Genomic DNA, 12,495 nt, shown 5'->3' with positions numbered 1-12,495 from the left:
TTTAGTTTTGATTGGCACCAATTGCTTCAAGAGGTTTTGCATTCCCGTAAACCGGTTTATCGCTTCCTGCAGGTTTTGCCCATTGAACGGCATTTAAAATGACCTTTTGTACATCGGCATTATGATAGGTAGGATAGGTTTCGTGTCCCGGACGAAAATAAAAAACTTTTCCTTTCCCGCGCTTGTATGTGCACCCGCTCCTGAACACCTCTCCGCCTTCAAACCAGCTGACGAAAACCAGTTCATCAGGAGCCGGGATATCAAAATGCTCTCCGTACATCTCTTCTTGAGGCAACTCAATATATTCACTGATTCCAGAAGCAATCGGATGGGATGGATCGACTACCCATAGACGTTCTTTTTCATCTGCTTCCCGCCATTTCAAATCGCAGGAAGTGCCCATTAGTTTTTTAAAGATTTTTGAGAAGTGTCCAGAGTGAAGGACAATTAATCCCATACCATCCAGAACACGCTGATAAACGCGCTCTACTACTTCCTCTTTTACTTCATCGTGTGCTATATGTCCCCACCAGACAAGAACGTCTGTCTGATCAAGAGTCTGCTGGCCTAACCCGTGTTCTGGCTCATCAAGAGTTGCGGTATCTGCGTCTACCCCTGCTTTTGATAAAAATTGCTGGATGGCACCGTGAATTCCTTCAGGATACACCGAGCGTACAGCCGGATTTTTGTTCTCATGGCGATTTTCATTCCAGATGGTAACCTTCATTGCGTTCCACTCCTTCTATTTATGTAAGAAATAACCTCTTCTGTTTATAAGTAAACGTTTACGTATCAGACGAGGTAGAACCTTTATACTTTTCAGAATGTAAACGTTTACCTATATTTTACGGCACATTACTCGTTTGTCAAATGTTAAAATACAGTAACTTGAATTTATTTTCATCGGCAGCAGGTTTTAAAATCCTGATAAGGGCTATAGTTACCATACAGTCTCATTTAAAGGAGAGAAACATATAATGGATAACCATAAAAAACAAAAGGAATTGCTTGATCGAAACGACAAAGAGAATGCCTTTAAACGGAGCCAGGAAAAACAACTGGAGCGGGATCAGCTCGTCATGCCTGCTGATGAACTTCCGTTAGAAGATTTTGAAGATGAACAAAATGAGGAAAGAAATAAAAAAGCTACAAAGAACACTTCGTCATCAGAAAGAAAACTAAACCCTCCTGAGGGTGATCGTTAATACTCGGAGAATAACGTAATCCTAATTATAAAATGCCGGTACAGCCTTCGACTGTACCGGCATTTTTTATTGATTTGCTTCCTGTTCCCACGCTTTTACTGTTTGATCTCGCGGTAGTAAAAAAGTCAGTATACCGGCTATTGGAAAAAAACTGACCAATACCATAATGAAATGTACACTGAAGGCGTCCGCCAGGTTTCCGAGGATAACCGAACCGAGAGCTCCCATTCCAAAAGCAAGCCCGACAATCAGTCCGGATACCATACCAATCCTTCCGGGAAGCAGTTCCTGAGCATAAACAACCGTCACTGAAAAACTGGTCATTAGAATAAAACCGAGCAGCAAGAATATTGGATAGATCCAAATTAAACTGACATATGGCAGCAGGAGTGCGAGCGGAGCAGAACCCAGCATCGACCAGAAAATCATATTTCTCTTTCCTAATCGGTCGGCCATCGGTCCTCCAAAAAAAGTTCCGAGAACGCCAGCTGCCAGAAAGACAAAAATATAATACTGCGCATGGCGAATGGAAAGGCCATAATCCTTAATCAAATAAAACTGGTAGAAGTTTGAGATTCCTGAAAAATACCAAGATCGCGCAAATACAAGAAAGACTAAAAGACATACGGCAAAGATAATCTGCTTCTTTCTTTTTGGATTTGCAGCTTTCTTAGACGGCTTTTTTGTCACTCTCGGAAAGTTTACAAGCCTTGACCGATACCATCCAGACACAAAAACCAGGACGATGATGGCCATGGCTGCTGCTGATGTAAACCATATCGCTCCAAACTGGCCGAACGGAACGAACACAAGAGCTGTCATGACAGGCGCCAATGAATTTCCTGTATTCCCTCCAACCTGATAAATCGATTGTGCCAATCCTCTCCTCTTCCCGGCTGCCATATACGCAACACGTGATCCTTCCGGATGAAAAACAGCAGAACCAAGGCCGATCAGGATAACCGAGAGCAATATGTACGTAAAGTTATTAGAATAAGCGATGCCAACCATTCCGATCAAGCTGGATGCCATCCCAAGAGGAAGCAAATATGGTGATGTGGTCCGATCCGTATACCAGCCTACAACCGGCTGCATGATGGAAGAGGTAATGTTCAGTGAGAATGCAATCCATCCAAGCTGGGCAAAAGACAGATTCATAGACTTCTCGAGGATCGGAAAAATAGCTGGAATAACCGCCTGCATCGCATCGTTTAACAGATGCACAAAACTGATCGCAAAAAGCACCTTGTAAATGGTTGCTGATGACGAGGGTTCCTTTTTTAACGAAGCAACACCCATGACATATCCTTCTTTCTCTAATTGGTTTATATTGTTAAAGATTATCATTCTTTTACGAATTTTTACAAATAAAAAGAAGAACGATGGAGCTATACAAAAAAAGCATCAGAAGATTACTCTTCTGATGCTTTTCTTCTTCCGCTTTCTGCATTGTCGGATTCTTTCACACGGGCCTTGCCCATAAAGATAATGAACAGCAGAGCGATGACCACAGAGATCAGGGAGTACTGAAAGATTTTTGCAATGGAATCTGCCAGAATTCCCGTCATTTTATCGAGGACTTCAGGCGGTATTTGTTTACGCACCTCCGGCTGAAGGAGAGCCCGCGAATCAACATTCTTTTGAAACTTAGAGAACTGAGGCAATGCATCTTTTAATTTATCGGTCAGCAGATTATTCTGAATCGTACCGAAGATGGTGATACCGAGAGTCATTCCAATCAGGCGGAAGAATGCATTCTGTGAGTTAGCAGATCCCCTCTGACGAGGATCAAGCATATGGACAGAAGCCATACTTAGAACAGGGAAGGAGAACCCTACTCCAATTCCTGTCAGAACCATATATAGAGTGACCATAAGCCGAGAAGTGTCGGCTGACATGGTGCTCAGCAAGTAAACACCCACCAGGAAAATGCTGCCGGAAACGAGCATCACATTTCGATAGGAAGAGTTGATGACGGTACGCCCTCCTGTCTGGCTCCCCACCACAACCCCGATCATCATTGGCATTAAAATTAATCCAGCGTTTGTTGCCGAACCGCCAAACACACCTTGTATGTAAATGGGAATGTACATGGTAGCTAGTATAAAGACAGAACCGTAGAAAAAGGCGATGCCCTGACTGGACAGAAACAGTCTGCTTTTAAAGAGATTCAAAGAAACGATAGGGTCTGCCGCACGTCGTTCTACTAGAATAAAAAGGATAAAGAGAACGGCAAATGCAGCAAATAAAGATAGGATAAGTGCGGAATCCCATTCATAATCTTTTCCTCCGAATTCGAGGGCAAACATCAAGCTGACGATCGAAGCTACGAGCAAGCCCGCTCCTAAATAATCAATTTTTTGTTCTCTGTGCTCAAGAGATTCAAAATAATACTTCAAGATAAAGAAAAGCGAAAGCAGTCCGAGCGGCAAATTAACATAGAAAATCCACCTCCAATCCAAGTAGTCGGTCAAATATGCACCTAGCAGAGGACCGAAGACACTGGACATTCCAAAGACGGCACCAAAAAGGCCTGTCATTTTCCCTCGCTGCTCTACCGGAAAGATATCAAAAATGATCGTAAAGGCAATCGGCATCAGGGCACCACCTCCGATTCCCTGTATCGCACGGTAAACGGAAAGCTGTGTCATACTGTCTGCCATTCCGCACAGAACCGATCCGATAATAAAGAGACCCAGACCTGTAATATAAAAATTTTTCCTTCCATACATGTCAGAAAGTTTTCCGAAAATAAGCATACTTGCCACTGACGCAATCATGTACGAGGATGTTACCCAAATGAACTTGTCCAGCTCACCCAATTCAGCAACGATTGTTCCGAGGGCTGTTGCCACTATTGTGTTGTCCATAGCGGACATGAGAATTCCGAGCAGCAGGCCTGCAACAACAAAATTTTTGTTGCTCTTTTGATTAACCATATTTTTGTCTCCTTGAAATGTTAATGAAATAGACCGGTATATAGTTTTCGACTTTTAGAATTTAAATCCTGCCGGAAAATCAAAAAGGAAGAGCGGCAGCGCTCTTCCTCTCCAAAAAAAACGACTTATAATTTTTCAATGATTTTATTGATGATCCCGTATTCAAGAGCTTGTGCTGCCGTCATGAAGAAATCTCGGTCGGTATCTTTTTCGACACGCTCAAGCGGCTGTCCTGAACGGTCTGAAATGATCTTATTTAAGATTTCTCTCGTTTTTATAATTCGCTTGGCATGGATGATCATATCTGCAGCCTGCCCTTGTGTTCCTCCTAGTGGCTGATGAATCATGACTTCTGCGTTTGGGAGGGCAAACCGTTTGCCTTCTGCCCCCGCGACCAGCAGAATGGCACCCATGGAAGCAGCCATTCCTATGCAGATGGTTGAAACAGCAGGCTTGATGAACTGCATTGTGTCATAGATCGCCAATCCCGCGGTAACCGACCCTCCTGGAGAATTGATGTAGATGGAAATATCTTTTTCCGGATCTTCCGCTGCGAGAAACAGGAGCTGAGCCACAACAGAATTGGCTACATTATCATCGATGGCACTTCCAATGATGATGATACGGTCTTTCAAAAGCCGGGAATAAATATCGTAGGAACGCTCACCACGGTTAGTTGTTTCCACTACCATTGGGACTAAATTCATTTTCATCTTCCTCCTATAGAATCGTTATGCAGCCTGGCAAATCGGTGTGGAAGCTGCGCCTTCTGATGCGATTTTTCCGAATCCGGACGTAATATAAATGACTTTTACCGGGGTATTATCTTCACTTTCAATCGAAATTTCCGTTCTGATTTCTTCTTGCCCGGCCTCTTCCCTTTCAGTCCGCTTCTCTACTAAAGCTATGACTTTATCGGCTTGATCTGCCTGCTTCTTGCTCTTTTCCCAGGCAAGAGAAGGATGCTTTTTCACTTCATTCATCCCTCGATTCCTCCCTCCGGTTTTGGATAGACAGCAATAGACACCTGATATTCTTCGCCTTGCTCATTTTTTCCAGACTGATATTTGCCAACAAGCTGGTGAAGCAGTGAGAAATACTCATTAATGAACTGGTTGCGTTCCTCCTCATTGGACAAGGAAACTGAAGCTTGCAGAATGGCACTTGGAATTTGTTCATCCTCTGCTTTTTCCATGAGCTGCAGCGCATCTTTCTTCATGGTTTCAGTTAAGGTGAGAACGTGGGCTAGCGCATGCTGATCTTTTAATTTCTGTGAAGTTTCCGGTGACAAGCCAAGAGAGTCAGAAAAAATTAACGTTTTGGCTACTGCTTGATAAAGTACTTCTACCAAATTCCTCACATTCCTCGTTCCTGCTCTGAAAACAAGCCCTACTTTTTCTAAAGCCTTTAGATGGTAATTGATCTTCTGAGGTGACTCATTGAGCAGCTTTGCTATTTCTGTTGCAGAAGCCGGTTCTTTTAGAGTACTGAGCATCTCGGAACGAATGGGATGGAGCAAAGCAGCAGCCTGCTCAGGCAGCGTTACAAGATACGTCTCTTCAATCGATACATTCTTTTTCACTGGTTCACCTCACTTAAAAATTTTATTTTACGTAAAATCATTTTATTACGATAGGCTTATCTTTGTCAAACATTTCTAATTTTAATCAAAAAAAGTGGCAGAAGCTTGTGCTTCTGTCACTTTAATAGCGGCATAACGGCCAATAGGATAAAGATTAATACCATAGCTGTATTGAAAAAAAACTCTGTTTTAAGTTTGAAATAATATCGTTCAATGGCACGAAACAAAAATACTGCAGCTAAGATTCCGAATAACAGGGCCGGACTGTTAATGTACATTCCATTCCATAGAGCCAGCAAAAAGCCGAGGAACAGCAGTACCATTTCCGAATACACCCATATCTTACTTTTCTTTTTCATCGTGGCACCTCTTTCTTGCGTACTCTTTTATAGTACGAAGAACACGGTTGTTCGGTGACATCCCTATTTAATTAATGAGTCTTGCTTTCCATGCCTTCTCTACCCGTTCAAGCAGACCGCTTGCCGCCTTCTCTGGATCCACATGCTGGCTGATGGCTGATATGACAGATACTCCATCCGCTCCGGCTTCGATTACTTCAAATGCGTTTTCTCTAAAAATGCCGCCTATTCCCACGATTGGTGCTGTAATCCCTGCTGCTCTTAGCTCTTTTAAGACAGAAAACCCCATAACATCACGCGTATCCATCTTTGTACTTGTATCAAAAATCGGGCCCACTCCTAAATAATCTGCTCCAGCCCGTAATGCATCTTCTGCTTCTTCAACATTGTGAACCGAAACGCCAAGAATTTTATCGGGGATGCGGCTGCGGATTTGATTGAGATCTCCATCCTCCTGCCCGACATGCAGACCATCGGCATTCAGGCTGATCATGAGATCGATATCATCATTAATAATAAAAGGAACATGGTATTTTCCGCAGATTTTCTGCAAGCTAAGAGCTAAGGCATATTTCTGATCAGGTGATAGACACCCTTCGCCCTTTTCACGATATTGAAAAAGTGTCGCTCCTCCCTTTAGCGCTTGCTCCAGCACTTGTTCAGGTTCAGCTCTGCAGTTTAAGCTTCCCATAATAAAATAAACTTTCAACTGCTGTTTAAGCGTATTATATTCCATCTGTAAGCCTCCTTAGCTCCACCTGCCGGCCGTTTTCAAGTCTTCAGGGTTTAATAGATAGAGCTCATCCAATAATGCTGTCTGAAAGGAGCCTGGTCCTGCCGAAACGGCTTGAGCCCGTTCAGCACAGATTCCCAGCATCGTCAAAGCGCCCGCTGCCCTCAGGCAGCAGGAAAGGCCGGTTTCCAGAGATCTGGCCATAAACAAACCGATGAGAGAGGTTGAAAAACAGCCGGTCCCTGTCACGTAAGACAATATTTCATGTCCGCCAATAATCGCTATGCATTCCTTTCCATCACTCACTGCATCCTGTTTTCCTGTAATGACAATGACCGAACCGAGCTTTCTGGCCGCATGCAAAGCAAGCTCATCATCGTTTCCTGATAGTTCACCATCAACCCCTTTGCCACCCCAGTCACCTCCATACAAAAAGGAGATTTCTGCAGCATTGCCGCAAATGACATCGGGAGAAACCTTTTCTACCAGCTCTTCAACGGCTTTCTTCCTTAATTGGGAAAGTCCTGCACCCACCGGATCCAAAATGACAGGAATGCCCAGTTCCTTCGCTTTTTTTCCAGCCAAAACCATTGCATTAACTAAGTCAGGTTCAACGGTTCCAATATTTAAAACCAGTGCGTCAGCTGCCATGACGGCTTCTTCAGCCTCTTCATAATGATGAGCCATCATCGGGCTTCCTCCAGCTGCCAAGATGCCGTTCGCTAAAAAATTCATCGTTACATGGTTAGTAATGTGATGAATCAGAGGTTTTTTCTTTCTAATGTCTTCTAAAAGCACACTCAGTTCGTTCATGCCTGATTCCTCCTGTATGCCCAATGGTTTGTCGGCCCATGCCCGCTGCCAATATGAAGCGGGTGGCTGATTGCTTCCTGAATAAAAGTTTTCGCTGTTTTTACAGCATGAAACGGGGTTTTTCCAAGTGCCAGTTCAGCAGCAATGGCAGCTGCAAACGTACAGCCGGTTCCATGGGTTTGCGGTGTATCAATCCTTCTTCCTTCCAGCTCATGCATCTTCTCGCCATCATAAAACAAGTCGACTGGCGCTTTATCATGAGAGAGATGGCCTCCTTTGATTACGATCATTCCTGCTCCTAAATCATGCAAAAATTTTGCAGCATCCTCCCTGTCTTGCTTTGTGGAAATGCTTCTTCCAGTTAGCTGCTCAGCTTCGGGAATATTCGGTGTCAGGATCGAGGCTAGAGGAATCAGCTGTTTTTTCAGGGCTTCTACTGCATCCCTTCTCAGAAGGTCAGCCCCCCCTTTCGCGATCATTACAGGATCCACAACAACGTTTTTCCATTCATACTTTCGAATATGATGAGATACCGCTTCTATAATTTCTGCACTGAAAAGCATACCCGTTTTTAAAGCTTCAGGACGAAGATCCTCTTCTATGCTGTTTAACTGTTTCATGATCATCTCAACAGGTACCGGGTGGATCCCCTGAACACCTAATGTATTCTGTGCGGTCACAGCTGTGATGACAGACATTCCATAGGCTCCCAATTCCTGAAACGTCTTTAAATCGGCCTGGATTCCTGCTCCCCCTCCTGAATCTGATCCTGCAACTGTTAATGCTTTTGGTGTTTTTAACATATGGAAGAACTCCTTTCACCACTAGAAGAGCGCAAGTGGCCCGTTCTGTTAAGGTCCCTGTGCACTGAAGCTGAACATGACCTCCTTCGACCGCTAAAAAGCCGCCATCTGAAGAGAAGGCGGCTTAAACATGAATTCTGATAAAAGTTTAAGCCACTTCCCTCCGCCAGTATTAACCGAATCAGGTTCAAAGGGTCAAAGACATTTCTTTTCTCAGCTTTAAATCAAAGCTCCCCTAGTGGTATACGATGTATGATGTTATTTCTATCCTATATGACAGCGGCCAAAGCGTCAAACAAGGGATAAAATTTGTCGAAAAGTTAGGCTGCTGTGTTTAAAAACGAACGGATACGGGCATTATTTATACAACACCCGATAGAAAATCTGGAGGGAGAGAAATTATGAATATTAGAGAGAAACTGCAAAATTTAAAACAAAATCCAGAAGATGTTTACAGTCATTCACAAACAGAAGAATCCTTCTCAAGAAATTACACCAATCCCGTCGAAGTCAAATATAACCCTGCAGAAGATGTTTACGAATTAAAAGTATTTGATATGGAAGGCGGTGAACAGCTGGACAGTAAAAAATTCCATTCTGTAGATGAAGTCCTGGCTGATTTAAAAATTGAGAAGCAAAATGAAAAAAACTAAATTTTCAGATTAAACTGTTGCTATTATTACCATTGATAAGTATACTAGTAAAAACCCATTAACGCATGAGCTTTCAATCCTACAAGCTTCTGCAAAAAAGTTCAAGGAGGAATAGAGCATGAAAGACAATACATCGTATAATAAAGACATGAACGATCTTGTGAAATATAAACTTCAGAAGAAAAATGACCCGTTCGCTTTTAATATGGTTGCTCAGATGATCCTTGATGAGTCGCTGCACGCCCATCAGATGAAACGTTATAAAGAAAAAATAGATGAAGCCCTGGAAAAACGTGATGAAAAACTGTTCATGAAACTGACAGATGAATATATAAAATTCCTTGGATAAGAAACCAAACCTTTTACGGTTTGGTTTCTTTTTTTGAACGCTGTTTTCTTCTTAAGTAAAGCCATGCTCCTCCAATAGCCACGAAAAGGATAATGACAGGCGACAATCCAATGAGTGCAATAATAAGATAGGAAATAGTATGAACCAGTCCATTCCACGTCTCTTTAAATAAAGTCTTTGACTTTCCCCAGGTATTCAGCTCTTTATTGTTCTTCGTTCTAATATTTTTCACATCAAAATGGACCGTAACCGTTGAAAAATCGCTTTGATTCTCTAAATAGTTTATTCTGCCCTGGATTTTTTCAATTTGTTCCTGCACTCCTGATAGTTCTTTTGATATGGCAAGGAGATCCTCTGTTTTTACTGCATTTTTCATGAAGCTTTCCAAACGGTTACGAACAATGCGCTTTGCCTTCAGCCTTGCTTCCAAGTCAGTATATTCCTCTGTAACATCTCGTCCATTTATGATTTCATGAGGGCTCCCAGAACTTAATTCTCCTGCCTTTTTTGTGAAAACAAGAAAATCTTCCTTTGGAATTCTTATTTTCAGGTAACCCCCATTTTGCCCTTCTTCTTCAGACAAGAATTCACTTTCAGCGATATAGCCGCCCATTTGTTTTGTGAGTTGTTCCACTTCACTCCGGGCCTTCTTAATGTTTTGAACGCTTATTATAATTTCACTCGTGTAAATCATTTTTCGTCCTTGGTCGGCAGCAGGCTGGTTGTCTTCTTTAGCGGATTCCCTTTTCATGATGGTGGAAGAGCTTCCCCCTTCAGACGACTTTGATGCCATGTTTTCATCCTTGCTGCTGCACGACGCAAGAACTAAAACGATCAGCACCCATACGGCCATAAACTGTTGATTTCTCTTTTTTATCATCATCATGTCCCCCTTTAATCTATAGACGACCCAAAGCACCTATTCGTTACAATATATGGTAATTTTATAGCTTTGAGTTGCAATATCACCCGAATATGCTAGTATTTACAAAGTGATTTATTTACAACAAGAGCAGTGAAGTACGGAGGGTAACATGAACAAAGTAGGAAGAAACGAACCGTGTCCATGCGGCAGCGGGAAAAAATATAAGAATTGCTGTTTTCGATCGGTCACAACCGTTCAATTAAACAAAATTGTGGAAGTGAGCCGCCATCAGGAAGGCTTAGCTAAGTTTGCCTTTGACCATTTTCATGAAGAAATGGGGAGCCAAACACGCAATTACATAGAAAAATACAAGATTGGAAGAGATGAAGAACAAACGTATGCGAATCTGATGGTTTGCTGGCTGATGTTCCATTCTGACGTGAAGGACGGCAGATCACCAATTTCGTATTACCTTAAAGAGCAAAAAGGGAAAGAACAGCCGGAAATCTTGGATATCATAGCAGACTGGGAGAAGAGTTTCCCTTCTGTTTATAAAATGATCTCAAAAGTGAACCGAAATACCTTTTTATTACAAGATGTGATGACCGATCAGGAATACACGGTCGAATTTAATTCTGAGATTCTTCCACACGACGGAACCGATCTAGCAGGTTCTATTATCTACACTGGAGAACATTACGAATTTTACATTGATTTTGCAGAGATTCCTCAGGGAGAATTGCAAAAACGCTTAGATGCGCTGACTGACTTGAAAATAACCTTGAAAGATGATTTTCCTAAAGCTCTACAAGTTCTTTTGTCGAAACTAGAGAAAGCAGCTGATGAAGACGCTGTGCCGCAGCAGGCCGATAGAGTTCTATCTTTGCTTAAAGAGAACACATCAGAGGAGATCTACAATGAGGCAGAAAGAATTTGGAATGTGTGGAACAAGACACAAAATCCAATTATCCGTAAAGAACAGCCCTATGCAGCCGCTCTTCATTATTTGGCGTCCAAGGACGTCCTGAATGAGCCTGCCACACAATCTGAAGTAGCCAAACGCTATGGCACTTCCGCATCCAGCCTTTCTGCAAAATACCGTCAGCTTAAAACTGCTTTAAACTAAAAAAGAACCTGCTCAAATGGGCGGGTTCTTTTTATGGTTCAGATCTCTTATTTTTTTTAAGGATTACTCCAATGATCAGCACCACAATCAAAAGAATATATAGAGTAAACCACCAGAGCGTCCAGTTTTTTGCGACGAAATCGGTAAATTCCATCGTATTGCTGTGTTCATGGTTGCTCATTGCCAATACAAGCAAACCCGCAGGAAGAAAAAAACGATCCATAAGAATGGTGCTTGGCAACCTGCTGCAGTCCCATCATAGCAGCAAGAAAACAGATTACGATTTTGGCAAAAATCCCGACGATCCAAACAACGGCTATCAGTACCTCAATCCGCTCCAAAAGTTTAACAATATTAATGGCACGCATCAATTCAAATGTAGGAAACATAGTCCGGCTTACCATGTAGTAGCCGTCACAGCCTATTGCCACGATAATTGTAATGAGGAGTATAATTCCTGACGCGACAATAGCATTTAAGTAGGATCTCATCAGCTTTTTCTTTTTCCTGACATACGTAAAAACCGTGCCTAACAATATGACTTCAATAAATGGAAAACCGGTCGTCGTATAAGCCCCCTGCATGACCTTAGAAAGAGGCTGTTCCAAAACCGGCTTAAAGTACCTGATATCGAATCGGTTCAGCGTTAATAAAAGCGATGCGATAAACAGAACCGCCATGATGGGGTTTAAGAATTCGTTTACACGTGCAATATTGTTCAACCCATATTAGCAGGAATACAGAGAAACAAGAATCAGCATAATCTGAAACGTCCATGCGTTCGTATCCGGGAGTACGCATGATATCATGAAGTTGCTGACATTTCTGACGACATACGAACACAAATGAAGCGAGTAAAATACGATGATGAGCATATAACGGGCAGGATCTTCACATCCATGCTCTCACCTAAGATATTTTTCAAGTGATCAAGGTTTTCATCAATCTGTAAAGAAACTTCAATATTTTCATAAGCTTTAGCTTCTGAACCTGCAATCGGCCGTCGTTTTAAACGTTTCCTGATCTTCATCCATTCATTCACCTCCACTTTGTTTACTTCTCATTTTC

Annotated in this window: 17 protein-coding genes and 1 riboswitch; of the genes, 4 read left to right on the top strand and 13 right to left on the bottom strand. The window is 42.4% G+C overall.

Annotated elements, in window-relative coordinates; translation table 11 throughout:
* Position 1: 1 nt before the first annotated feature.
* Positions 2-727 carry a ThuA domain-containing protein gene (locus AR335_RS00480; RefSeq protein WP_053354893.1) on the bottom strand — a complete coding sequence of 242 codons (726 nt, stop codon included), beginning with the start codon at positions 725-727 and terminating at the stop codon, positions 2-4.
* A 250-nt stretch (positions 728-977) separates the two neighbouring features.
* On the opposite strand from AR335_RS00480, the gene AR335_RS00475 reads away from it, so the two are divergent.
* Positions 978-1,205: a hypothetical protein gene (locus tag AR335_RS00475; RefSeq protein ID WP_053354894.1), complete on the top strand. Its 228-nt coding sequence runs from the start codon at positions 978-980 to the stop codon at positions 1,203-1,205.
* Between the two features lie 66 nt (positions 1,206-1,271).
* On the opposite strand, the gene AR335_RS00470 is transcribed toward AR335_RS00475, so the two are convergent.
* The 9 genes from AR335_RS00470 to thiD all read right to left on the bottom strand — a co-directional run bounded on the left by AR335_RS00470 (position 1,272) and on the right by thiD (position 8,434).
* Complete coding sequence (locus AR335_RS00470; protein WP_053354895.1) at positions 1,272-2,504, bottom strand: MFS transporter; 1,233 nt, start codon at positions 2,502-2,504, stop codon at positions 1,272-1,274.
* 113 nt (positions 2,505-2,617) lie between these two features.
* Positions 2,618-4,144, bottom strand: coding sequence for an MDR family MFS transporter (locus AR335_RS00465; RefSeq protein ID WP_062231169.1), 1,527 nt, complete (start codon positions 4,142-4,144; stop codon positions 2,618-2,620).
* A 125-nt stretch (positions 4,145-4,269) separates the two neighbouring features.
* Positions 4,270-4,851 carry an ATP-dependent Clp endopeptidase proteolytic subunit ClpP gene (gene clpP / locus AR335_RS00460; protein WP_053354897.1) on the bottom strand — a complete coding sequence of 194 codons (582 nt, stop codon included), beginning with the start codon at positions 4,849-4,851 and terminating at the stop codon, positions 4,270-4,272.
* A gap of 24 nt (positions 4,852-4,875) precedes the next feature.
* Positions 4,876-5,127 carry a hypothetical protein gene (locus AR335_RS00455; protein WP_053354898.1) on the bottom strand — a complete coding sequence of 84 codons (252 nt, stop codon included), beginning with the start codon at positions 5,125-5,127 and terminating at the stop codon, positions 4,876-4,878.
* On the bottom strand, positions 5,124-5,726 hold the full coding sequence (locus AR335_RS00450) for an ArsR/SmtB family transcription factor (protein ID WP_062231166.1): 603 nt from the start codon (positions 5,724-5,726) through the stop codon (positions 5,124-5,126). The genes AR335_RS00455 and AR335_RS00450 overlap by 4 nt, the downstream gene beginning before the upstream one ends.
* A 116-nt stretch (positions 5,727-5,842) precedes the next feature.
* A complete protein-coding gene (locus tag AR335_RS00445) occupies positions 5,843-6,085 on the bottom strand; it encodes a hypothetical protein (protein ID WP_062231164.1) in 243 nt (80 codons plus the stop codon).
* A 67-nt stretch (positions 6,086-6,152) separates the two neighbouring features.
* Positions 6,153-6,821 carry a thiamine phosphate synthase gene (gene thiE / locus AR335_RS00440; protein WP_062231162.1) on the bottom strand — a complete coding sequence of 223 codons (669 nt, stop codon included), beginning with the start codon at positions 6,819-6,821 and terminating at the stop codon, positions 6,153-6,155.
* Positions 6,822-6,833: 12 nt separating this feature from the next.
* The gene (thiM, locus tag AR335_RS00435) at positions 6,834-7,631 is read right to left on the bottom strand and encodes a hydroxyethylthiazole kinase (RefSeq protein ID WP_062231160.1); all 798 of its coding nucleotides are present in this window, start codon (positions 7,629-7,631) and stop codon (positions 6,834-6,836) included.
* Complete coding sequence (thiD, locus tag AR335_RS00430) at positions 7,628-8,434, bottom strand: bifunctional hydroxymethylpyrimidine kinase/phosphomethylpyrimidine kinase (RefSeq protein WP_053354903.1); 807 nt, start codon at positions 8,432-8,434, stop codon at positions 7,628-7,630. Before thiD ends, thiM begins: the two co-directional genes overlap by 4 nt.
* Positions 8,435-8,575: 141 nt before the next feature.
* A riboswitch (TPP riboswitch) is annotated at positions 8,576-8,681 on the bottom strand.
* A gap of 154 nt (positions 8,682-8,835) precedes the next feature.
* On the opposite strand from thiD, the gene AR335_RS00425 reads away from it, so the two are divergent.
* The gene (locus AR335_RS00425; RefSeq protein WP_062231158.1) at positions 8,836-9,087 is read left to right on the top strand and encodes a hypothetical protein; all 252 of its coding nucleotides are present in this window, start codon (positions 8,836-8,838) and stop codon (positions 9,085-9,087) included.
* A gap of 118 nt (positions 9,088-9,205) precedes the next feature.
* The gene (locus AR335_RS00420) at positions 9,206-9,436 is read left to right on the top strand and encodes an IDEAL domain-containing protein (protein ID WP_053354905.1); all 231 of its coding nucleotides are present in this window, start codon (positions 9,206-9,208) and stop codon (positions 9,434-9,436) included.
* Between the two features lie 13 nt (positions 9,437-9,449).
* On the opposite strand, the gene AR335_RS00415 is transcribed toward AR335_RS00420, so the two are convergent.
* The gene (locus tag AR335_RS00415; RefSeq protein WP_062231156.1) at positions 9,450-10,316 is read right to left on the bottom strand and encodes a DUF4349 domain-containing protein; all 867 of its coding nucleotides are present in this window, start codon (positions 10,314-10,316) and stop codon (positions 9,450-9,452) included.
* A 154-nt stretch (positions 10,317-10,470) separates the two neighbouring features.
* Between AR335_RS00415 and AR335_RS23395 the strand changes: the two genes are divergently transcribed.
* On the top strand, positions 10,471-11,427 hold the full coding sequence (locus AR335_RS23395) for a YecA family protein (RefSeq protein WP_062231154.1): 957 nt from the start codon (positions 10,471-10,473) through the stop codon (positions 11,425-11,427).
* A gap of 167 nt (positions 11,428-11,594) precedes the next feature.
* Here AR335_RS23395 and AR335_RS00405 read toward each other — a convergent pair whose 3' ends face one another.
* Complete coding sequence (locus AR335_RS00405) at positions 11,595-12,149, bottom strand: GerAB/ArcD/ProY family transporter (RefSeq protein WP_062231153.1); 555 nt, start codon at positions 12,147-12,149, stop codon at positions 11,595-11,597.
* Positions 12,150-12,232: 83 nt separating this feature from the next.
* Positions 12,233-12,457: a hypothetical protein gene (locus AR335_RS00400; protein WP_062231150.1), complete on the bottom strand. Its 225-nt coding sequence runs from the start codon at positions 12,455-12,457 to the stop codon at positions 12,233-12,235.
* Between the last annotated feature and the right edge of the window lie 38 nt (positions 12,458-12,495).

Origin of the sequence: Fictibacillus sp. FJAT-27399 (assembly GCF_001510655.1) — a bacterium.
In the GTDB taxonomy this organism is placed as follows: domain Bacteria; phylum Bacillota; class Bacilli; order Bacillales; family Fictibacillaceae; genus Fictibacillus_C; species Fictibacillus_C marinisediminis.
The sequence above is the reverse complement of the archived record's forward strand: the minus strand, read 5'-3'. Positions and strand labels throughout refer to the sequence as shown.

Excerpts from the sequence above, each read along its gene's own strand:
- AR335_RS00480 (WP_053354893.1), bottom strand. The coding sequence starts at position 727 with ATGAAGGTTACCATCTGGAATGAAAATCGCCATGAGAACAAAAATCCG.
- AR335_RS00475 (WP_053354894.1), top strand. The coding sequence starts at position 978 with ATGGATAACCATAAAAAACAAAAGGAATTGCTTGATCGAAACGACAAA.
- AR335_RS00470 (WP_053354895.1), bottom strand. The coding sequence starts at position 2,504 with ATGGGTGTTGCTTCGTTAAAAAAGGAACCCTCGTCATCAGCAACCATT.
- AR335_RS00465 (WP_062231169.1), bottom strand. The coding sequence starts at position 4,144 with ATGGTTAATCAAAAGAGCAACAAAAATTTTGTTGTTGCAGGCCTGCTG.
- clpP (WP_053354897.1), bottom strand. The coding sequence starts at position 4,851 with ATGAATTTAGTCCCAATGGTAGTGGAAACAACTAACCGTGGTGAGCGT.
- AR335_RS00455 (WP_053354898.1), bottom strand. The coding sequence starts at position 5,127 with ATGAATGAAGTGAAAAAGCATCCTTCTCTTGCCTGGGAAAAGAGCAAG.
- AR335_RS00445 (WP_062231164.1), bottom strand. The coding sequence starts at position 6,085 with ATGAAAAAGAAAAGTAAGATATGGGTGTATTCGGAAATGGTACTGCTG.
- thiE (WP_062231162.1), bottom strand. The coding sequence starts at position 6,821 with ATGGAATATAATACGCTTAAACAGCAGTTGAAAGTTTATTTTATTATG.
- thiM (WP_062231160.1), bottom strand. The coding sequence starts at position 7,631 with ATGAACGAACTGAGTGTGCTTTTAGAAGACATTAGAAAGAAAAAACCT.
- thiD (WP_053354903.1), bottom strand. The coding sequence starts at position 8,434 with ATGTTAAAAACACCAAAAGCATTAACAGTTGCAGGATCAGATTCAGGA.
- AR335_RS00425 (WP_062231158.1), top strand. The coding sequence starts at position 8,836 with ATGAATATTAGAGAGAAACTGCAAAATTTAAAACAAAATCCAGAAGAT.
- AR335_RS00420 (WP_053354905.1), top strand. The coding sequence starts at position 9,206 with ATGAAAGACAATACATCGTATAATAAAGACATGAACGATCTTGTGAAA.
- AR335_RS00415 (WP_062231156.1), bottom strand. The coding sequence starts at position 10,316 with ATGATAAAAAAGAGAAATCAACAGTTTATGGCCGTATGGGTGCTGATC.
- AR335_RS23395 (WP_062231154.1), top strand. The coding sequence starts at position 10,471 with ATGAACAAAGTAGGAAGAAACGAACCGTGTCCATGCGGCAGCGGGAAA.
- AR335_RS00400 (WP_062231150.1), bottom strand. The coding sequence starts at position 12,457 with ATGAAGATCAGGAAACGTTTAAAACGACGGCCGATTGCAGGTTCAGAA.